This window comes from Aeromonas enteropelogenes (assembly GCF_020097295.1).
Lineage (GTDB): Bacteria > Pseudomonadota > Gammaproteobacteria > Enterobacterales > Aeromonadaceae > Aeromonas > Aeromonas enteropelogenes.
Genome location: NZ_CP083625.1, coordinates 3,351,683 through 3,372,945, shown reverse-complemented (window position 1 = coordinate 3,372,945; position 21,263 = coordinate 3,351,683). Strand labels below are relative to the sequence as shown.

Sequence of the window (21,263 nt, the reverse complement as noted above, 5' to 3'; positions counted from 1 at the left end):
GATGCCGACATCCCTGCCCCTTGCTTACTTGTCCAGCTCCGCCAGATAGAGCATGGGGATCACCGCATACATGGCGGCGCACTTGACCAGATGCTCCTTCCAGGTCTTCTCGTTCGGGGCGTGGGCCTCCGGCTCCTTGCCCGGGCCAAAGCCGATGACCGGAATGCCGTGACGACCCATGATGGAGACCCCGTTGGTCGAGAAGGTCCATTTGTCGACCACCGGCTCCTTGCGGAACAGCTCGCGGTAGGCCTTGGAGAGGGTCTTGACCGTGATGTGATCCTCTTCCACCTTCCAGGTCGGGAAGTAACACTCGGTGGGATAGACCAGACCCGTATAGGCCGGACGGTCGTACTGGTACATGGAGACTTCGGCACCGGCGGCTTTGACGGCCGGCAATGCACGGATCTCGTCAAGCGCCCCCTGCCAGGTCTCGCCCCAGGTGAGGCGGCGGTCGATGGAGACGGCGCAGCTGTCCGCCACCGCGCAGCGGCTCGGGGAGGTGAAGAAAATCTCGGAGACGGTCAGAGTGCCCTTGCCGAGGAAGTCGTCATGGCCGAGGTTGTGACTGAGCTCCTGCAACTCGCCAAGGATGGGGCCCATCTTGAAGATGGCGTTGTCGCCGCGCTCGGGCGCCGAGCCGTGGCAGCTTACCCCCTGCACCTCGACGCGGATCTCCATGCGCCCGCGCTGGCCGCGATAGATGTTGCAGTCGGTCGGTTCGGTACTGACCACGAATTCGGGGCGGATCTTGCTCTGCTCTATGATGTACTGCCAGCAGAGGCCATCGCAGTCCTCTTCCTGTACGGTACCGGTCACCAGCAAGGTGTACTCATCTTCCAGCCCCAGATCCTTGATGATCTTGCCGGCGTAGACCATGGAGGCCATGCCCCCTTCCTGATCCGAGGCGCCGCGCCCGCCGATGATCTCGTGATCTTCCATCCCCTCATAGGGGTCGAAGGTCCAGTTGGCCATGTTGCCAACCCCCACGGTGTCGATGTGGGCATCCATGGCAATCAGATGCGGGCCATGGCCGATATAACCCAGCACGTTGCCCATGGGGTCAATCTCGACCTTGTCGAAGCCGACCTTCTCCATCTCCTGCTTGATGCGCAGCACCACCTTCTTCTCGTCGCAGCTTTCACTGGGGATGGCGATCATGTCGCGCAGGAACTGGCTCATCTCGACCTTGTACTGGTAGGCCTTCTCCAACACCATTTCAAACGGAATTTGCTTGCTCATTGTGATCCTCCATAACAACCTGATGTGCGAGGTTTGGCCTGTTTGCCAGCCCCGCCCTGACCCTTCACCGCGCCCCGTTAACAGGGCGCGATCAATGCTTCAATTCGTGTCTCTGCTCTTGCAGGAAGTGGCTCGCAGCCGGGGTTACTCGCAGGCGGGGTGCTTGCCTTCCCACACCACCTCCCGGTAGTGGGCCACGTCGGTATCCCCTTCGGTGTTGATCAGCAGCACCACTGAATCTTGATTGAGCCCCAGCCGCGCCATCAGGGCATCCCGCTGCGGGTGGTGGCGCACCGCCGCCAGCAACCCGGTGCCGACCGAGCCGGATTCGCCCGAGATGATGCGGGGATCGTCGCCAAGGGGATTGCCGAGCACCCGCATGCCGAGCGCCGACACCTTGTCGTGACAGGAGACAAACTGGGTGGTGCAGTGCTTGAGCAGCGGCCAGCCGAGGGGATTGGGTTCACCGCAGGCAAGCCCGGCCATGATGGTGCGCATGTCGCCCCCCACGTTGACCATCTCGCCGGCCACGCCGGAGCGGTAGAGGCAGTCGGCCTGATCCGGCTCAACCACTATGCTGTGCAGGTTTCTTGCCCCGAAACAGTCCACCAGATAGCCGAGCACGCCGCCCGCCAGGGCCCCGACCCCGGCCTGCAGCAGTACATGGGTGGGCTGCTGGATGCCCATGGCCTGCATCTGCTCGACCGCTTCATCGGCCAGGGTGGAGTAACCCTGCATGATCCAGGTCGGGATCCTGGTGTACCCCTCCCAGGCGGTGTCCTGCACTATGTGCCAGCCGCGCTCTTCGGCCAGCTTCATGGTGAGGCGCACGGTATCGTCATAGTTCATATCGGTGACGATGCACTCGGCGCCGAGGTTCAGGATGTGATCCACCCGCTCCTGGGCCGAGCCCTTGGGCATATAGACCACCGCATGCTGGCCCACCTGTTTGGCGGCCCAGGCGACGCCACGGCCGTGGTTGCCATCCGTGGTGGTAGCGAAGGTCATCGGCTCCTTGATGGTGCGCTTGATGAGATCGAAGGTGAAATCCTCGATGGCCACCCCGTATTTTTCACAGAGCAGGTTGGCAATGGCATAGACGCCCCCCAGCATCTTGAAGGCGTTGAGACCAAAGCGTTTGGATTCGTCCTTGACCAATATATTTTTCACCCCGACATAATCCGCCAGTGCTTTCAAATCACAGAGCGGTGTCGGTTCATATCCGGCCAGTTTTTTATGAAATGCACGGGCCTTTTGTGCTTCGACACGGGAAAATAACGGGGATGTTTCTCCGGTAAAAAAGCGGTTATCCGCAATATCCATCTTCAGAGAAAATTGGGACATAGTGACCTCACAAAGAGTGACCTCACGAAGAGTCACTTCACCAAGAGCCATCTCGCCGGAGAGACCTTATTCAAGGGGCTATCCGGGGAGAAGACTCGCGATAATAAATGCTCTGTTGCAGTGGGCAGGGTGAAATAACCCCCCTGCCCGACTTGCCATTATTTGACGCGCTTTTGCGCTTCCTTGATAAGATTTTCCAGGGTTTCGGCAGGCGCCGAGAATTTGCGGGCCATGATCATGGCGGCGATGATATAGGGCTTCCAGCTCGCCTCTTTATAAGTGGCGATACGATATTTCTCGAATACCCCTTCGGTCACCTCACCCTCCTTGCAGGAGACGCCGGAAATATCCGCCGGCAGGCAGTGCATATAAAGCGCCTCGCCCCCCTTGGTGAGCTTCATCATCTCTTCGGTGCAGTGCCAATCCTTGTGCTTGGCGTTTTGCGCGAGGCAATGTTTCTCGAGCTCTTTGAGGCCGGCGTGGTCATTGGCCCGCAGCAACTCGGTGCGCTGTTCCATCACCTGGTAGGGCGCCCAGGACTTCGGATAGACGATGTCCGCATCCTTGAACGCCTCTTCCATGGAAGTGACCTGACGGAAGCTGCCGCCGGAGGCCTTGGCGTTCTCTTTGGCCACCTCGATCACATCCGGGATCAGGTCATACCCCTCGGGATGGGCCAGGGTCACGTCCATGCCAAAACGGGTCATCAGCCCGATGATGCCTTGCGGCACCGAGAGCGGTTTGCCGTAGCTCGGGGAGTAGGCCCAGGTCATGGCAATCTTCTTGCCCTTGAGGTTTTCCAGGCTGCCGAAATGCTCCTGCAACCAGGCGAGATCAGCCATGGACTGGGTCGGGTGATCAATGTCGCACTGCAGGTTGACCAGGGCCGGACGCTGGGGCAGCACCCCCTTCTCGAACCCTTCGTCGAGCGCCGCCCCCACTTCGCGCATATAGGCGTTGCCGGCCCCGAGATACATGTCGTCGCGAATGCCGATGGCGTCGGCGCAAAACGAGATCATGTTGGCGGTCTCGCGCACCGTCTCACCGTGAGCTATCTGGGACTTGCCCTCATCCAGATCCTGCTGGGCCAGGCCAAGGAGATTAAGGGCGGACGCGTAAGAGAAGCGGGTCCGGGTGGAGTTATCGCGGAAAACCGAGATACCGAGCCCGCTGTTAAACAGCTTGGTGGAAATATTTTCGGCGCGCAGGGTCTTGAGGGATTCGGCCAGTTTCAATACCAATTCCAATTCCTGCGGGGTTTGCTCCCAGGTCAGCAGAAAATCTTTTTCGTGCAGGTTGGAGTTGAGTGCCTTTATCTCTTTGATTAAATCGTTAACTGCTTTCATCGTTCGCCCCAATCATTGGATGATATATGGATAGCTCCCCTTTCACTCACGATGTCACCAGCGTCACGGTTGTGGGTGAGCTCATCGGTTAGCGTCGACAAGAGATAATCAATAAGCGTGCCAGATTAAAAAAAGGCGGGGGAATAATAAGAAAAGGAAAAAGTATGTGATGAACGGCACAAAAATAACGATTATTTCAGAGAGTTATCCAATCACGTCAGCGGCTTCTGTCATTTGCCGTGAATAGTGCATGAATCAAGATTGATAAAAACGCCTCCTGCCAGCCAGGAATTATCATCAGGGCCCCGCGATGTGGAACATAAATGATATGGGCGGGGCTGCCATTATCATTATGAGAATACGAGCCTCATCACTCCCCTCTCACAAGGAGCCAGGCTCGCCAGTGTGACGCTACGATCAATACCTCTTGCTCCAACCACTTATCTTGTTGCCGCAACTCGTTTAACCAACCTGTGCCAACCTTGTCCGCTTCGCTCGCAGCCACGGCGAAATCCGACGAACGCCAGGGAACCTTGTCATCCCCGGTTAACAGACCACATACCGGACGAGCGTAATGTTGCAGGAAAAGTGTTAACTGACAGGGCAACCAAAGCATTACCGGGCGATTGAGATCTCGGGCCAACTCCACGGCAATATCAACGCCACGCTGATCCAGATCGCCAAAGTGAGCCCACTGAACAGAGTCAGGTAATAAAGGGATACACCGTTTGGCCAGACTCGTATTACGGCCCGGCGCAAACAACAACAGTTGACCCCTTTGTAACGGGTAATCGACAAAAGCCCCCTTGTTCTCCACCGTGATAACTTGCGTCCCCAGCCAATCAACGGCAGTCAGGGTTGCCAGCGCTCGCTCAGGTAAGGCCAGCTCACCCAATAGCCTCATGGATTCTGTCATGTCGTGGCGCAGGCCAATGTGATCAACAAAGACTATCGGGTCCAACGTACGCAGACGGAGTACCTCATCCTGTGTCAGTACCATGTTGATGGGCAGTTGGCTGGCCGAGTTATCACTGCGGGGATATTTGCTATCGCCATGCCAAAGGGCATGGAAACTGGCCTGATTAAGATACGAAGGCAGTGTCACTCCAAGGGTCTGCAAATGCTCACGTTTATCAGATGCCACAGAGACCACCAGGGCCAGTTGTCTAACGAGATAATCACGTCCTGCCTCTGTCAACACATGACGGGCACTGCGTCCAACCGGCCTGATCCCGTCAACCGCCTGCAGTCGGATCAGCAGTTCACGACCATGCTTGCTATCAAATGAACATCCCTTCTCGTTATGACTATCGAGCAACCTGGCACAGAGACCTTGTATACGCTTTTCCGCAAATAACGACATGGTGCAGCCCCCTCACATCAGCTTCATATGAAGAAGTAGATGTGATTTTCCAGGCCGTTACCGTGACTTGCCTCGCAGTGGTAGACCTGTTCCTTCGATGTCCTGAACTGGTCACTGCCGTAACGCCCCCTGACAACCGGAAAAAGCACAGGTACGCGGCAGTCAACATCCCTGACCCAATCCCCCACAGCTGCGAAATAGACTATTTTTTCAACAAAAAGAAACGGCTATGGGTGGCCCGGGCAACCCGCTTGTGGCACTCTGGCCAATCTCAGGGAAAGATCCACCACGACACCGAGGTGTCATCACAGCAAAGGAGCGCCACCGATGGCCAAAGTCAGCAAGAAAGAGATCAAGAAGAAGATCGCCGCCCGCCTCGACAAGATTGCCAAGCACGAGAGCAAGATCAAGAAGCTGAAGAAGGCTCTGAAGTAAGGGCTACGCGATAAGAAAAACCGCCAGCTGGCGGTTTTTTATTGCCGCATATCCTCAAATAACACCAGCCGCCGCGGGTTGCCCATAAATAAAGGGCAAGAGCGCCGAACGGGCGCCGCGCACGGCGTTATCACGAACTAGCCTTGATGATGTGTTTGATATGAGCCTGTTGTGGAGCGCCATATGTACTCTTACACCCTCACCTTCAAGGATGAAGCCGATCGCCTGACCGCCCCGGAGCAAGAGATCAGCCTGCAAAGCCCCGCTCTCGCCGGGGACTTTATCATTCTCTCCGACGGCAGCCGCCATCAGATCATGTTTATCACCCACCGCGCCCACTACAGCAGTCTCTATCTCGATAAAGGAGTCAGGGTGCCACAGGGCTGACGGGCATGTGGGTCATATCAAACAACTTGTCGAGCACACTCGCACGCAAACCACGGAAATAGAAAAGCGGCCTGTTGGCCGCTTCAGGGATATGGCGAGAAACGCCGTCGTGGCATTGAGATGGCTATTCGCTCTTTAACATCGGCTGGCGCACTATCTCGACGTCGTCTTTATAGACCACCAGCATCCCGAGCGAGCTATCAGGCTCTCCTATCACGGTCACGTCACAATCATAGCGATAAGGGCCGCTGGTGAATTGATATCCCCGGCCATCGCCTCATCTCTGATCCCCTGCTCTGTTTTCCTCCCCATTCACCTTGAGGAAAGACTGCCCCGTATTTGGTTTTACACGCCTGCGAACGGCTATTTATCGAGCGCCAGGAAATAGTGATACCCATCTTCCTTCCTATACCCCAGGGACTCATACAATCTTTGCGCGATCGTATTGTCTCTCGCGGTTTCCAGGGCCAACCCCCTGGCGTTTGTCGCCATGGCAAACTCCTTTGCCGTATCCATCAATTTTTTGGCAACTCCCAAGCGCCTGGCCTGCGCCGCGACATACAGGTCGTTCAGAATCCATATCCGTTTGGCGGCGACCGATGAAAATGAGGGGTAGAGCTGGGTAAAACCGATGCAGGCACCCTGCTTATCTCTGGCAAAAAAGATCACGGACTCCTGTTGTGAAAGGCGTTCAGCCAGAAAATGACGAGCCAGGGTCATATCCTCTTGTTGGCCGTAAAAGATCCGGTATGCGTTAAATAAGGGGCTGATGATATCCAGATCATCCATGCCGGCCCTGATAATTTCCATCAACTCTGCTCCATCCCAGAAACATCAAAAAATAGGTATCGGATACTCCGTCCTCTTTATCAGTCAGAGAACGAGTCCATCAGGACGATACCCGAGAGCCATCGAAACTGACATAACCGGCGCCAGTAAACTCCACAGAAAAATGAGCAGGTTGGTCAAAGGCAGGGAGCGGAACCATTTTGGGCTCACGCCACTCGCTACATCACCTCGATCTTTACCTTGATAAGGCCAGCGCGTGTATTGCCGATGGCGCTGAACGCGGCTCGGGAGAGATCGATGATTCGCCCGCGCTTAAAGGCGCCTCTGTCATTGACCTTGACCACCACGCTCCTGCCGTTGGCGAGATTGGTGACCCGCACCATGGAACCAAAAGGCAGCGTCATATGGGCGGCGGTGTTGAGATTGGTTTGATAGCGCTCGCCACTGGCAGTGCGCTTGTTGTGGTAGCGGTCGGCGTAGTAGGAGGCGAGCCCCGTCTCGGTATAACCTTGCCAGTCGCCGCCACGACCGGCATCAGGCTGGCTGCTACAGGCTGCCAGCAGCAGACTGAGTGATAACAGCAGCCCTTTTTGCACTCCCCTCTTCATCCTGTCTCCCCGATATTGATGGCGCCACCCGACCCGCAGGCTGGCGCTTCGTTGCCAAAATGCGGCTTTCGCGCACGAGTCGCCCACTTTCGCATATTTTCCATAGAAAACGGGAGGCCAAGCCTCCCGTTTTGTTTATTCACCCGTCAACCTTTGTCAGGCATTGTCAGGCGATAAGCTTGTCGTCGGCGAAGCCGAAGCCACGCAGCCCCACCACATGCACGTGTTCGTGCTTGCCTTGCACCTTGCGGATGAGCTTGTAGGTGGTGCCCTTCTCGGGACTGATGTTCTCCGGCGCCGCGATAAGCAGCTGCATATCCTGCCGCTCGCACAGCTCGAACAGGGTGGCGATGGATTTGCCATCAAGCCGCGCCGCTTCGTCGAGGAACAACAGGCGGCAGGGGGCGATGTCCTTGCCGCGCAGACGGCGGGACTCCTCCTCCCAGCTGATCAGCACCATCAGCAGGATGGCCTGACCGGTACCGATCGCCTCGCCGGTGGAGAGCGCGCCGCTCTCGGCCCGCAGCCAGCCATCGGCACCTCGCTGCACCTCGATCTCCAGCTCCAGGTAGTTGCGATAGTCGAGCAGCACGTCGCCCATCACCTGATAGCTGCGATCCCCCTGCTCAATTTGCGGGTTGAGGCGCTGGAACAGCTTGGCCATCGCCTCGGAGAAGCTGAGCTCCTTGTCGGCGAACAAGTCGTTATGCATGGCGGTCTGATCGGCCAGCGCCGTCAGCAAACGGGTGTGTGCCTCGCGGATATTGACGTTGAGGCGCACCCCGCGCACCAGACCGAAGGCGATGTTCTGCAGGCCCTGGTTGAGCACCCGGATGCGGTTCTGCTCGCGGCGGATGATGTTGGTGATCTTGGCCGCCACCTCGTGGGAGGAGAGCGACAGATGGGTTTCCCGCTGCTTGAGCTCGTCGGCAAGACGGGCCAGCTCGATCTCCATCTCCTCGATCGCCTCCACCGGATCATCGGAGCGGATGATGTCGTTGCGGATGCGATCTTTGAGGTAACGGTAGACCTGCACGTAGAAGGCGACCTTCTGCTCGGTGCTGCGGTTGCCTTCCGACAGACGCAGCGCATCACGCAGGGCCTCGTCGTGAGCCACCGCCACCCGCAGGGCGCCGAGGGCCTTGTCCGACATGGAGCGCAGCTCGTCGCTGTCAAGGTACGCCAGCTCGCGCTTGTTGAGGCGCTTCTCGACGTCGGTCTCCCGCGCCAGCCGCACCACCCGCGACCAGCTCGCCTTGTGACCCACCAGGGATTTACGGGCGCTGTAGTAATCCTTGCCTTCGAGCTTGAGACGGCCGCCAAGGGATTCGATCTCGCGCTTGGTTACCTGCAACTGGGCCTCGGCGCTGGTGCGACGGGAGCGGGTGCGGATAAGCAGCTCTTCAATCTCTTTCTTGTGGGCACGCGCCTTCTCTTCCATGTCGTCAGAGAGGGTCAGCCCCATGGCCGCCAGCTCCTGCTCGAACTCGGTCAGGGTCTGGCGCTTGGCCTCGACGCTGGAGTTGAGGGCGGTGCGCAGCTGCAGCGCCTCGGTGTGACGCTGGGCAATCTGCTTGTGCTGCTCACCGGCGGTGCGGGCCGCCAGCTCGGCCGCCTTGAGCTTCTCTTTGAGTCGCTCGCTCATTTCAGACGCCTTGCCCAGCAGATCTTGCGCGTCCTGATAGGCAAAGTGCGGCAGGCGAGCCACCAACTGATCGAGGGCGTAGCAACGGCGCTTCTGCTCGGCCAGCAATTCGTTGGCTTCGTCAAACGCCGCCTGTAGGGCAGAGAGATCCTGCGGATCCTGGCGCAGCACCTGCACCATGGTTTCCAGTTTTTCCAGCGACTTGCCGTGTTTGGCGATAAAGGCTTCGGCTGTTTTAAGGGCCTCCACATCGGCCTGCGCGGCTTCGAGACGGGCTGCCAGATCTGTCTCGGCAAACAGGTGGGCAAAGGGCAACATCCCCTGCACCAGCTGGATATGGCGGGTCAGCTGGGCGGCTGCCGCTTTGGCCTCGGCCAGCTGCTTGTTGCACTCGCCGATGGCTTCTTGCAGCGTGCGCAGTTCGGCCTGTTTGGCCTGCACTTCGGCTTCCGGGTCGGGGCGGAAGGCGATATCCAGATGCTGGCCGATAAAGTCACGAAAATGGCCGTAGAGGCGGTGGTACTTCTGCTGCTCGAAGGCGGCCTTGGCGTAGCCCTCGATCAGCTCTTCGCGCTCAAGGTCGAGCTGCTCAATGCGTTTTTCCCGGGCGGCGCGGCCAAAGAGCGGCAGCTCGGGGTAGCGGGAGAAGCGCACCTGACGCTTGCTGGTGCGCACCAGCACGGCGTCTCCCAGCTCGTCAGCTTCCACCAGATCCTCGTCAAAGGAGTCTGGGTTGCCCTGAATGAGGTAGATATCCTCCGGGCAATCTTCCAGCTTTTTCAGCCGCTCGATGGCGCCTTCCAGGTCGAGCACCACCAGGGCGCTGCGAGCCGGGCCGTAGAGGGCGGAGTAGTAAGGGGCATCGTCGATGGAGATGTCGTCATAGACGTCGGAGAGCAGCACGCCCCCCACCTGCTCGGCGATGCGGGCAAGACGGGGATCCGCCTCACCGGCCCCCAGCTGCAGGTTGCGGATCTGCAGCTCCAGCGCCTGTTTCTGCGCCGCGATGCGGTTGCTCTCCTGCTCGAACTCCCGCTCCTTGTCGAGCACGCTCTGCATGCCGGCCGAAAGCGCCTCGGCGGTGGCGAGCGGCAGCCCACTCTGCTCGCGCAGTTGCTCGAGCTTTTCAAAGGATTTCAGCCAGCGCGGGGCCAGCTTGGTGAGCTCGCTGATGTCGCGGCCGAGCTGGGCGCCCTGATGCTCGAGGCTGGCGCGGCGCTGATTCACCTCGGCCTGTTGCTCGGCCAGCTCCTCCTGACGGGTACGCTGGGCTTCGAGGAAGATTTCCAGCTCGTCCTGGCTCGCGATCAGCTGGCCAGAAGCCTGCTGCAGCTCGTCACGCAAGCGCAGCAGCGCCTGCTGGCTCTCGCTCTCTTTCTCGAGGCGGGCCAGCGCGGCGCGCAGCCCCTGCCCCTGGGCGATGCGGGCCTTGTCTTCGATGTGGCGCTTGAGCAGCCCCTGAGCGGTGGGCCAGGCTGCCTCGCGCGCAGTCTCGGGGGCAATGTTCAAAAGCAGCGCCAGCGCCGCTTCGTGCTCGGCCACCGCCGCCTTGGCCAGCGCCAGCTGCTGCTCGGCCCCCAGCACCTGGCTGGTGAGGCTCTGCTCGGCGGCGCGGAACTGGTGCAGGGTGTCGCTCGCCTGTTCGGCGGTCAGCCCCGGCAGCTCGCACTGCTCGCGGGCATTTTCAAGGGCCTGCACCGCCTGACGGTACTGGATGGCGCGAGTCTGCTGGATATCGAGCGCCTGCTGGTAGTCGGCCAGCTGGGTCTTGAGGCTGTCTACCTCTGCCTGGGCCAGCTCCTTGCGCTCTTCCACCTCCAGCAACTGGCTGTGGATCTCCTCCACCACCGCTTGTTGCTGTTCGAGTTTGTCAGAGAGATCCGCCAGATCGGCGCGATACATCTCGATCTTCTTTTGCAGTGCCACGGCGGCCAGCACCTTGGCCAGGTGCTCGGCGGCGGACTCCAGCTCGTCGGTCAAGAGCTTCTCGCGGTTGGTGAGCTGCTCCACCTCGTCGGCCAGATAGATGGCGCGCTGCTTCTCCTCGGCCAGCAGGCGGCGTTTGCCCGCAAGCTCGGCCCGGGCCTTGAGGGCCAGATCAGAGAGGCGGCTCTTCTCGGCGGCATTGCGCACATAATCCGCCGCCACATAGTGAGTGGTCTCGGTGATCAGGTTCTTGAACAGATCCCGCTGACCCTGAGTCTCTTTAATAGCCTCAAGGGTGCGGCGGTTCTCGTAGATGGCCGCCTCCATGTCCTGGAACGCCTTGCGTACGCCGGAGTTTTCCGGCAGCAGGTATTCGCGGAGCGACCGGCTGATAGAAGACGAAATACCACCGTAGAGAGAGGCTTCGATCAGGCGATAGAACTTGCCGCGATCCTTCTGATCACGCAACTTCTTCGGCGTGATGCCGAACTCGAACATGAAGTTGTGATAGTCGGTCACCGTATTGAACTTGGCGACCTTGATGGCGCCAAGCTCCGCCGCCGCCCCTTTCAGATCGGCGAAGGCACGTACCCGGCCCTTGCCGTCCTCGAGTTTCTCCAGCAGCAGATCGGTGGGCGCCAGATTGTCCGGCACATCCACCAGCGCAAACGGGGTGATATTGACCTTGTTGTCACGGTTGGCCACCTGCTCCAGGTGCACGCCGACCCAGATCCGCTGCTCGCGACTGTTCATCACCTCCAGCAGCGAATAGCAGTGGCCGCGCTGCAGCTTGCCGTAGAGCCCCTTGTCACGGGAGGCGCTGGATGAGCCCGCCTCCGTGGTGTTGCGAAAATGGAGCAGAGACTGATCGGGAATGAGGGCTGCGATAAAGGCCGCCATGGTGGTGGACTTGCCCGCGCCGTTGCCGCCGGAGAGGGTAGTGACCAGCTGGTCGAGATCGAAGGTCCGGGCGAAGAAGCCGTTCCAGTTGACCATGGTCAGGGATTTGAACTTGCCTCGCACCTTTTATACCTCCAGATCCAGTTGTTCTTCATCGAGGTCCGCCTCGATATCGTCAAACAGCGAGTCGCTGCTCGGCATTTCGTCGTCGTGGAAGATGGCCTCCCCTTCCTGGATCATCCGCAGCTGCACCGCGCGGGGATCCTCATCGGAGCGCACATCGGCGGCGAAGCGGAACACCGATTCGTTGACCCGGAATTTATCCCCGTTGCCAAGGGCAGTGATCATGCCAAGGCGGCGCAGGCGGCGCATGGAGGTACGGATCTTCTCCAGCAGTTTCTTCTTGTCGAGATCGGTGCCACCGGAGCGGCTGTTGACCATCCGCAGCAGCTGCTTCTCGTCGGCCAGGCTCAACACCTCCTCCTGCAGCTCGCCCATGGCGAACACCCCTTCCGAGGCGAGCCGATCCGGGCTCAGGTAGAGGTAGCAGAGTACCTTGCCCACCAGCATATCGAGCTCGGAGAGCACTGTGGTGCCGATGTCGGCACTGGGGCGCGGGCGCAGGTAGAAAAAGCCTTCCGGCGCCTTGATGAGTTCGACCTGATAGCGGCCGTAGAAGATCTCCAGCTCCTGGTGATACTCCACCAGTGCCGAGTGCTGTTCGAACTCGTCGGCACTGATGTGACGACCGGAGCGCAAGGCGGTATCGATGCGCGGAAACAAGGGGTTGGCAATGGCCTCTGCGAGCCGCAGCGGCAAGGGAAACTCAGTATTGATCAATGACATAGGCCTGAACCTTGGATCCAGCTTGGTTAATGGGTTTCCATGCAGGTTGGCGATGCAGTTCGCGCTCGCCGCTGGCATGGCCCAGGCGCACGGCCTGGTCAATCAGAAGACGCGCCACGTCGAAGTGGGCGTGGGCCGGGTAGTCCAGCAGGTATTCCCGCAGCACGTCGGCGAGATCCAGCTGCTGACCCTGCTCGGGATAGCGGGCCAGGTAGCGCTCGATACGCTCGGCCAGCTCCTGGTTGATGTCCACCATCTCCATGTACTCCATCTCGAGGGGCACCTCGCCGGTCACCTCCTCGTCGTGGATGGCGATGGTCTCGTCGCGCAGCTCCAGCAGACGGGGCTCTTCGGCTACCCGCAGCTGCCAGTTGTGCTGATCGAAATTGCGGATGGACTCGCGCAGCCGCTGGCTGAAGGCGCGGTTCTTGTCCATGTCGATGGCGTTGCGAATGAACTTATGGACGTGTCTGTCATAGCGGGCCCACAGCTCGATACACTGCTGGCCCCAGCTGGTGATGACGTCAAGACGCCCCTGCAGAGCGTGCGTCAGCTCCTCGACGTGGAACAGATCCTCGCGCCCCTGCGCGGCTTCCTGAATGTTGAGCAGCCCCGCCTGCAGGCGGTGGCCGGCGGCGTCCAAGGTATCCTGCAACTCGCGCAGGGTCTGGCCGGTCTCGTGCAGCAGCTTCTCGCAACTATGAATGGCATCGACCCAGTTCTGGGTCAGCAGGGCCGCGATCTCGTTTTTGACCTGATTCTGCTGCTCATCCATGGCGCGCTGGGTCAGATCGATGCGCCCCAGGGTCTCTTCCAGGGAAAAGGTGAGGCGCGGCAGCACCTCCGCATCCCACTGCTCGCGGGTGTTGGTCTCGAGCGCGGCCTTGCGGGCGGTATCGAGCTCGGCCGCCAGGTGCTCGAGCAAAATGGAGAGCTTGATGGAGTCGACCTGGCGCTGATCCAGGAAGAAATCGACGATGCTCATGCCAAGGCGCGACAGGCGGTAGAGGCTCTCTCCCGCCACCATGTCGGTGTTGAAGCGCGACAGCAACTGCTGGCGAATGAGATCGTTGATGGCGTTGTTGGCGCGGCCGGTGAGGGTCTCGTCCATCTGGCCAAAAGCACTGCTGACGTAGCCAAAGGCGTCGTGCAACGCCGCCTCCGACAGATCCGACTCATCTTCGGACAGGGTCTTGATTGCAATCAGAAAGGCCAGCCGGTCGGTGGGCAGGTTTAGCGCCAACCCCTCCTGCCTGACCCACCCTACTATCTCCGGCAAAGAACGCTCGGGCAGGGTACGGGATGTACTCATCATGACGTTGTCATCTCGTTGTTATCCATTGGATGGCCTTATCAGAACAATCCGGCCATCTCGTTGTTATCCATTGGATGGCCTTATCAGAACAATCCGGCCATCTCGTCGTGCTATCAAATGCAAGCGGCAACCCGTTTGCAGCTGCCTTTGGCAGCATCCCCACTGATAAAAACAGGAGCGTCTATCAGCTGGCGGGCTTTTGCGCCATCACGTGGATATAGCGCCCCAGGGCGACGAACGGTTCCTGGCGGCAATATTGCTGCTCCATGGCCAGCAGATCGTCGAATTTTTCCACCTGATCCTGCTTGTGGCGCATGTAGTCGTGAATGACCCGCACCCCGGTCTTGCCGATGATCCGCAAGCCCCCCCGCCCTATCCAGTCATAGACCTGCTCCGGCAGCTGGGGATTGGTGGGGGTCAGGGCAGTCTGGCGCTTCTTGCGCAAACCCAGGCGCACATAGTCAAAGTTGCCCACCACCAGGCTCTGGAACAGGAGACCATGGCGGTTGTAAAAAAGCAGCGACAGTATGCCCCCGGCATTGACGAAAGGAAACAGACCTAACAGGGTCTGGCGTGGCTCGGCAAGCCACTCCAGCACGGCGTGGCAGAGTACCAGATCAAAGGTACCGGTCACATGTTGCTTCAGATCCTGAATGGGGCAATGAATGAGACGAATATTGTCTTCCAGCCCCTTCTCGGCGATCTGGGTCCGGGCCAGTGCCAGCATTTCGGCGGAGAGATCGCACAATTCCACCTGATGGCCCATGGCCGCCAGCTTCTGGGCAAAGTAGCCAAATCCCCCCCCCGCATCCAGGATGCGCAGGGGCCGGTTGCCAAGGCGGGCCAGGCAGGCCTCGATGTCGCTCCAGACGATGGTGGTACGAATGCGCCCCTTGGTGGAGTCATAAATATTGCGGGCGAACTTGTCGGCGCGACCGTCAAAACTCTGATCTTGCTTCAAGAGAAACTCAACTCTGGCCATACAAAAAAAGGAAGGTATTCTGTCACATCCCGAATTTGCTGAAAACTCAAGGACGATAGTGCCGTGTTTGCGCTCAACTTTTTTGCCATCAAGAAGTGGCTTGGCCAGCTGCTGATGCCGCTCCCCTTTTCTCTCTCCTTGTTGCTGCTGGCCCTGCTGCTGCTCTGGTTCACACGCTTTCAGAAAACCGGCAAGCTGCTGGCAACCCTCTCCCTGCTCATCGTCGCCCTGATGGGCACGCGCCCGATAAGCTATGAGCTGGCCCGCCCACTGGAGCAGACCTTCCCTCCCTTCGAGGTGAGCCAGCATCCGGATATCCAGGCCATCGTGGTACTGGGCAACGGCCATGTCAGCGATCCGGCGGTGCCCGAGCGTTCCTGGCAGAACAACATTGCCCTGGCCCGCACTCTGGAAGGGGTGCGCCTGGCCCAGGCCTATCCCGATGCCGAGCTTATCTTCTCCGGTTACGTGTCGGGGGATCCCCTGTCGAACGCCGAGGTCAATGCCCGCATGGCACAGAGCCTCGGCATACCGCGTACACGGATCACGTTGTTTGAAAACAACAAAGACACTCATGATGAAGCAGTCAGTATCAGCCGCCATCTCAAGGGAAAACGGGTCGCACTGGTGAGTTCAGCCACCCATCTTCCCCGCGCCATGGCCCTCTATCGGGGACAGGGACTCAATGCCGTGCCGGCCCCCACCGATTACACCGCCAAGCAGAGCCAGGAGCCCCAGCCTCTCTATAGTTATCTGCCCAAGGGGCGTTACCTGATGTATTCCGAGGCTGCCATTCACGAATGGATTGGGGTATGGTGGGCACGCTTGCGGGGGCAGGTTAACGAATGAGCGATCAAGCGTTTCATTCCTGATTTGGATCAGGAAAGCGAAAAAAAATTACGTCATTTGCCGCCGGGTCAGCTATCTTGGGCTCGGTTCAATTCATATAATGTCGCGCAATCAAATGCCTAGGAGATATAGAAGATGAGACAGCACCTGGTAATGGGTAACTGGAAACTGAACGGCACCAAGGCTTCCGTAGAAGCACTGATCAAAGGACTGACCCCGGCGGCTGCCGCTCATCCTTCTGTTCAAGTCGCCGTCTGCCCCCCTGTTATCTTTTTGGGTATGGTTGAACAGCTGACTGCCGGCACCAAGATTGCCTACGGTGCCCAGAACGCTGACGTGCACGAGTCTGGTGCCTTCACCGGCGAAAACGCCCCCTCCATGCTCAAAGCCTTCGGTTGCACCTACTCCCTGGTCGGCCACAGCGAGCGTCGCACCCTGCACGCAGAGACCGACGACGTGGTTGCTGCCAAGTACGAAGCCATCCAGAAAGGCGGTCTGGTACCGGTTCTGTGCATCGGTGAGACCCTGGCCCAGTTCGAGGCCGGCACCACCAACCAGGTGGTTGAGACCCAGCTGAAGGCCGTTATCGACCGCTGCGGTATCGCCTCCTTCGCCAACGCCGTCATCGCTTACGAGCCGGTATGGGCCATCGGCACCGGCAAGACTGCCACCCCGGAAATCGCCCAGGCCGTGCATGCCCACATCCGTCAGTACCTGGCCGGTTTTGACGCGGACGTGGCTGCCAAGGTACAGATCCTGTACGGTGGTTCCGTGACTGGCGCAACCGCGGCCGACCTGTTCGGTCAGCCGGACATCGACGGTGGCCTGGTGGGTGGCGCGTCCCTGAAAGTGGACGACTTCTCCCAGATCATCGCTGGCGCGGCCAAGTAATCGGCTGCCATGGAGGGGGCGCTTGCCCCCTCCTGCGTATCGCTTTTCCTATGGTGGCCCCCGCATCCCATACGAAAGCCGATATAGTAAAAATGGCTTGTCTATTTCCAAACATTCGTATTTGACAACTCAGATCCAGAGGCACTCATGACCAAACAAATCAAACGTATTGGTGTTCTGACCAGTGGTGGCGACGCGCCGGGTATGAACGCAGCCATCCGCGCCGTGGTGCGCGCCGGCCTGCATCATGGCCTGGAAGTGTACGGCATCTATGATGGCTATCTCGGTCTGCACCAGGATCGCATCGTCAAGCTGGAGCGCCACAGCGTCTCCGACGTGGTGAACCGTGGTGGTACTTTCCTGGGTTCTGCCCGTTTCCCCGCCTTCAAAGATCCGGCCGTTCGCGCCGAAGCGATCGAGAACCTGAAAAAGCACGGCATCGACGCTCTGGTGGTGATAGGCGGTGACGGCTCCTACATGGGTGCCAAGAAGCTGACCGAAGAGGGTTTCCCCTGCATCGGCCTGCCGGGCACCATCGACAACGATATCGCCGGCACCGATTTCACCATCGGTTTTGATACTGCCCTGAACGTGGTCGTAGACGCCATCGACCGTCTGCGCGACACCTGCAGCTCCCACCACCGCATCTCCGTGGTCGAGATCATGGGCCGCCACTGTGGCGATCTGGCCATGTCTGCCGCCGTTGCCGGTGGTGCCGAATACGTGATCGTGCCGGAAGTGGCCTTCGACAAAGAGAAGCTGCTGCAACAGATCAAGGAAGGTGAAGTCAAAGGCAAGAAGCACGCCATCATCACCATCTGTGAACACGTTACCGACGTGAATGCACTGGCCAAGGATATCGAAGCCATGACCGGCCGCGAAACCCGCGCCACCATTTTGGGCCACATCCAGCGTGGCGGTGCCCCGACGGCCCGTGACCGCATCATGTCCAGCCGTATGGGCGCCTATGCCGTCGAACAGCTGCTGGCCGGCCACGGTGGCCGCTGCGTCGGTATCCAGCGCAACGAACTGGTTCACCACGACATCATCGACTGTATCGAGAACATGAAGCGCCCCTTCGATCAGGAGCTCTACAACCTCTCCACCACCCTGTTCTAAGGCATATCAGCCCAAACAGGCCAGTCTGATGAAAACCCTCCACCCGGAGGGTTTTTTTATTTCGTCCTGATGGCCAACCCCATTGCGCCAGAGCTCTTATCCAGAACAGCTTGTGCCTGCCTCTGCTCAGGAGAAACGCAAAGCGCCAGGCGCTTGTACCTGTCAGGCTCGCGGCTCAACATTCGTGACTCAACAAAAACGCGGTCGCCATCGACCAGCCTTGTCTCCCCCTGCTCTCTTGCGTACCGCTGTGCACGACAGCCAAGACGCCCACCTTGCTTATACCGACCTCAAGCCGAGTAATGTAAGGCAAGCGCATTCGAGCCTGGCCTCCCGTGCCAATTCGTCACTACCAGCGACTTGCCCTGACACACTAGACAGGCTAACCGGTCGCGCCACTATATTGGTGGCGATAAAATGCACACATACACCTCCGCAGCCTCTGTTATGCGGTCAACGCACCTGAAAACGGGCCCTTTTCTGCAAATTCGGATGCAGTTCACTGCGAATAGAAGCCTGATATGACAAGGCCTGACCGTGAAATGACGCTCGGTGATATCCAGTGGATGAGATATCCATGTCACACCCTGTCAAATCCAGTTCATACGCACTTTTAGTCAACCAAAAGCACTCCTTTTCAGTCAGATAAGTGCCATTTAACGAATAGGAATCATATAAAACCCACAAAAAAGAAGGATAAATGAACACGTAACTTCATGAATTTAAAAGAATTAAATATCATCAAATAAGTCAAGTGTTCCCCAACTATCACCATGCCCATTAAACGAGCTCCATATTGTAAAAATACAGCCTTCATCGTCACAGACGACAAAAGACATCATTTTCTCAAATTTAACCCTTGTTTTAAGGCTGGCGTATGGTATCTTGACATCATCAATCAACGACTTGGGGAGAAAAAAATGAAAGAATTTGTTGTGACTGCGGTATTCACCGTCTTTTTCACCCTGGTTGCTGTCTCTCTGCCCTCACTGTCACAGTTCTGAGCCGGATAGGGAGACATCAATCCGGACCGCTTGTGTCAGCCAAGCCTGATAAATCGCCACTAACAGGCATTTTTCAGCCTTGATGCCATCACAAGCCACTTAAATATGATTTCATCATCTTGGCGTCGTTTTTTTCACCGCCAGGGTGACAGGACAGCAGGACGAAGTGTCCAATCATATCCGGGGGAGCATGACTCCCCTTTTTGCTGCCCGTTATTTACTCACGTCATCTTCAATCCTGAATAACCATGAGCGCTGCCATCCCCCCGCGGCCTGCCCCCCCAATCTGAATTTCCCTCCCCTGGCCTGACCGAGCTCGCTCACCTCGTCTGAATGAACTTTTGCCTGCCAGCTGGGATCAAAAAAGCCCCCACCGCAAGGTGGGGGCTTTGTCTTTCAAGCTATGCAATCAGGCTGGCAGATGGCGCCGTTACGCCTTGTTCCAGCGCTGCGGGTCATATTCCGGGCTGAAGCGGTCGACGATGACTGCACAGGCCGCATCACCCGTGATATTGAGAGCGGTACGGATCATGTCGAACAGGCGATCCAGGGCAAACAGCAGCGGCAAGCCTTCGATGGGAATGCCGGCCGCCAGCAGCACGGCCACCACCAGGAAGCTCGGGCCCGGCACGCCGGCCTGACCAATGGCCCCCAGGGTGGAGGTCACAATGATGGCAGCCCAGGCACCGGCGCTCAGATCGATGTTGTAGATCTGGGCGAAGAAGATGGCGACCAGACCGTAATAGATGGCGTTACCGCTCATATTGATGGTGGCACCCAGCGGCAGCACGAACGAGGCAGTGGCGTTGCTCACCTTCAACTCCCGCTCGCAGGTTTCCATGTTGACCGGCAGGGTCGCCATGGAAGAGGCGGTGGAGAAGGCCACGATCTGCGGCTTCTTCATGGCGGAGAGATACTTCATCACCGGGGTGTTGGAGAAGATCGCTACCAGCAGCGGGTAGACCACGAAACCGAAGATCAGGATAGCGCCGACATAGACCAGGAACAGCTTGAGCACCAGGGTCAGCACATCGAAACCATAGGTACCGATGGCATCGGCCATCAGGCCGAAGACCCCCAGGGGAGCAATCAGCATCACCTTGTTGATCATCCAGACGAAAGCATCCACCAGGGTGTTGAGGCCATCGACCAGCGGCTTGGCCCGTTCACGGGGCTGCTTGGCCAGCGCGATGCCGAGGAACATGCAGAACACCAGGATCTGCAGAATGTTGGCCTCGTTCAAAGACTGGAACACGTTGGTCGGGATCATCCCGAGCACGGTGGCCACCGCATCGGGCAGTGCGCCCTTGTCGGAGTAGTCACCACTGAACAGGGTGGACATGGCACCGAAGTCGACACCGATGCCGGGCTTGAAGAGTTGTCCCATCACCAGCGCCAAGGAGACGGCCAGAGCAGAAGTCAGCAGGAAGAAGCCCAGGGTGGCGGCACCTATTTTGCCGGCCGCCGGGCTGGTCCCCAGGTTGGCGGCACCGGAGAGAATGGCCACCGCCACCAGGGGGATCACCAGCATCTTGATCAGCTGGATGAAGAGGCTACCGAGCGGAGCGAAGATGGCCGCCTGTTCACCCATGAACACCCCGGCCAGCACACCCAGTACCATGGCAACCATCACCTGGAAGCCGATATTTCTAATGAGTCCTTTAGTTAACACAATCTGTTCCTTTATGTAGCAAAATTCACACTTTTCCCAGTGCAATTAACCAAACAGGGGAATGAGCATCTGCTCATTCCCCTGTTTGGGCGCTTTATCTCATATTTAATTGCTGTTTTAAATCAGCAAATCGTTAACCGAAGCTATTAATAATTTTGCTAAAAAGTAAAGATTCAATACGGTCTTGTCGGTTTTTCCCGCATCTTGCCATGACAACGGGCGAAAGAGTGTGCTAGTTTGACCCTGTCAACGAATAAACAAGGATGTAAAGATGCTGAAAGTTAACGAATATTTCGACGGAAATGTAAAATCCATCGGTTTTGAGCAAAATGACGAGAAATCCACTGTTGGCGTCATGAACGTGGGTGATTACCTGTTCAACACTGCCGCCCCCGAGCGCATGACTGTGATCAAGGGCGCCCTGACCATTCAACTGGCCGGTGAAGAGGAGTGGCACACCTACAGCCAGGGCCACTCTTTCGTGGTCGCGGGCCACTCCTCCTTCAAGCTGCAAGTGGCCACCCCCACCGCCTACCTCTGCGAGTTTCTCTCCTGATCCTGCCGGTTGAAGGGGGTTTCCCCTTCAACCCGGCTTGCCTA

Annotated in this window: 16 protein-coding genes; 5 read left to right on the top strand and 11 right to left on the bottom strand. The window is 58.4% G+C overall.

The features are described 5' to 3' along the window. Positions 1–24: 24 nt before the first annotated feature. The 4 genes from LA321_RS15730 to LA321_RS15715 all read right to left on the bottom strand — a co-directional run bounded on the left by LA321_RS15730 (position 25) and on the right by LA321_RS15715 (position 5,295). Positions 25–1,242: a YgeY family selenium metabolism-linked hydrolase gene (locus LA321_RS15730; protein ID WP_042069257.1), complete on the bottom strand. Its 1,218-nt coding sequence runs from the start codon at positions 1,240–1,242 to the stop codon at positions 25–27. Between the two features lie 144 nt (positions 1,243–1,386). Then, the gene (gene dpaL, locus LA321_RS15725) at positions 1,387–2,586 is read right to left on the bottom strand and encodes a diaminopropionate ammonia-lyase (protein WP_042069256.1); all 1,200 of its coding nucleotides are present in this window, start codon (positions 2,584–2,586) and stop codon (positions 1,387–1,389) included. Between the two features lie 158 nt (positions 2,587–2,744). Continuing rightward, positions 2,745–3,932, bottom strand: a complete 1,188-nt coding sequence (gene ygeW / locus LA321_RS15720) for a knotted carbamoyltransferase YgeW (RefSeq protein ID WP_042069255.1) — start codon at positions 3,930–3,932, stop codon at positions 2,745–2,747. 370 nt (positions 3,933–4,302) lie between these two features. Next, the gene (locus LA321_RS15715; protein WP_042069253.1) at positions 4,303–5,295 is read right to left on the bottom strand and encodes a Wadjet anti-phage system protein JetD domain-containing protein; all 993 of its coding nucleotides are present in this window, start codon (positions 5,293–5,295) and stop codon (positions 4,303–4,305) included. A gap of 618 nt (positions 5,296–5,913) precedes the next feature. On the opposite strand from LA321_RS15715, the gene LA321_RS15710 reads away from it, so the two are divergent. Next, positions 5,914–6,117, top strand: coding sequence for a hypothetical protein (locus LA321_RS15710; protein ID WP_026457241.1), 204 nt, complete (start codon positions 5,914–5,916; stop codon positions 6,115–6,117). A gap of 363 nt (positions 6,118–6,480) precedes the next feature. Here the strand turns inward: LA321_RS15710 and LA321_RS15705 are convergent, their stop codons facing one another. The 6 genes from LA321_RS15705 to cmoM all read right to left on the bottom strand — a co-directional run bounded on the left by LA321_RS15705 (position 6,481) and on the right by cmoM (position 15,107). Continuing rightward, complete coding sequence (locus LA321_RS15705) at positions 6,481–6,927, bottom strand: GNAT family N-acetyltransferase (RefSeq protein ID WP_042069251.1); 447 nt, start codon at positions 6,925–6,927, stop codon at positions 6,481–6,483. A gap of 197 nt (positions 6,928–7,124) precedes the next feature. Next, on the bottom strand, positions 7,125–7,514 hold the full coding sequence (locus LA321_RS15700) for a septal ring lytic transglycosylase RlpA family protein (protein ID WP_042069249.1): 390 nt from the start codon (positions 7,512–7,514) through the stop codon (positions 7,125–7,127). Between the two features lie 166 nt (positions 7,515–7,680). Further along, positions 7,681–12,108 carry a chromosome partition protein MukB gene (gene mukB / locus LA321_RS15695; RefSeq protein ID WP_042069248.1) on the bottom strand — a complete coding sequence of 1,476 codons (4,428 nt, stop codon included), beginning with the start codon at positions 12,106–12,108 and terminating at the stop codon, positions 7,681–7,683. A 3-nt stretch (positions 12,109–12,111) separates the two neighbouring features. Next, positions 12,112–12,831: a chromosome partition protein MukE gene (gene mukE, locus LA321_RS15690; RefSeq protein ID WP_026457138.1), complete on the bottom strand. Its 720-nt coding sequence runs from the start codon at positions 12,829–12,831 to the stop codon at positions 12,112–12,114. Further along, complete coding sequence (gene mukF / locus LA321_RS15685; protein ID WP_042069246.1) at positions 12,812–14,146, bottom strand: chromosome partition protein MukF; 1,335 nt, start codon at positions 14,144–14,146, stop codon at positions 12,812–12,814. The genes mukE and mukF overlap by 20 nt, the downstream gene beginning before the upstream one ends. A gap of 184 nt (positions 14,147–14,330) precedes the next feature. Next, positions 14,331–15,107 (bottom strand): tRNA uridine 5-oxyacetic acid(34) methyltransferase CmoM, encoded by a 777-nt coding sequence (cmoM, locus tag LA321_RS15680; RefSeq protein WP_042069245.1) that lies wholly within the window; start codon positions 15,105–15,107, stop codon positions 14,331–14,333. 84 nt (positions 15,108–15,191) lie between these two features. Here cmoM and elyC point away from each other — a divergent pair, with 84 nt between their 5' ends. The 3 genes from elyC to pfkA all read left to right on the top strand — a co-directional run bounded on the left by elyC (position 15,192) and on the right by pfkA (position 17,987). Further along, entirely contained in the window at positions 15,192–15,977 is a 786-nt protein-coding gene (gene elyC, locus LA321_RS15675; RefSeq protein WP_082043333.1) for an envelope biogenesis factor ElyC, read from the top strand. A gap of 135 nt (positions 15,978–16,112) precedes the next feature. Beyond that, positions 16,113–16,868, top strand: coding sequence for a triose-phosphate isomerase (tpiA, locus tag LA321_RS15670; protein WP_026457842.1), 756 nt, complete (start codon positions 16,113–16,115; stop codon positions 16,866–16,868). A 147-nt stretch (positions 16,869–17,015) separates the two neighbouring features. Continuing rightward, complete coding sequence (pfkA, locus tag LA321_RS15665) at positions 17,016–17,987, top strand: 6-phosphofructokinase (RefSeq protein WP_026457843.1); 972 nt, start codon at positions 17,016–17,018, stop codon at positions 17,985–17,987. A 1,434-nt stretch (positions 17,988–19,421) separates the two neighbouring features. Here pfkA and LA321_RS15660 read toward each other — a convergent pair. Further along, on the bottom strand, positions 19,422–20,663 hold the full coding sequence (locus LA321_RS15660) for a dicarboxylate/amino acid:cation symporter (protein ID WP_042026077.1): 1,242 nt from the start codon (positions 20,661–20,663) through the stop codon (positions 19,422–19,424). Between the two features lie 271 nt (positions 20,664–20,934). Between LA321_RS15660 and ppnP the strand changes: the two genes are divergently transcribed. Next, positions 20,935–21,219 carry a pyrimidine/purine nucleoside phosphorylase gene (ppnP, locus tag LA321_RS15655; protein WP_042026075.1) on the top strand — a complete coding sequence of 95 codons (285 nt, stop codon included), beginning with the start codon at positions 20,935–20,937 and terminating at the stop codon, positions 21,217–21,219. Positions 21,220–21,263 lie beyond the last annotated feature (44 nt).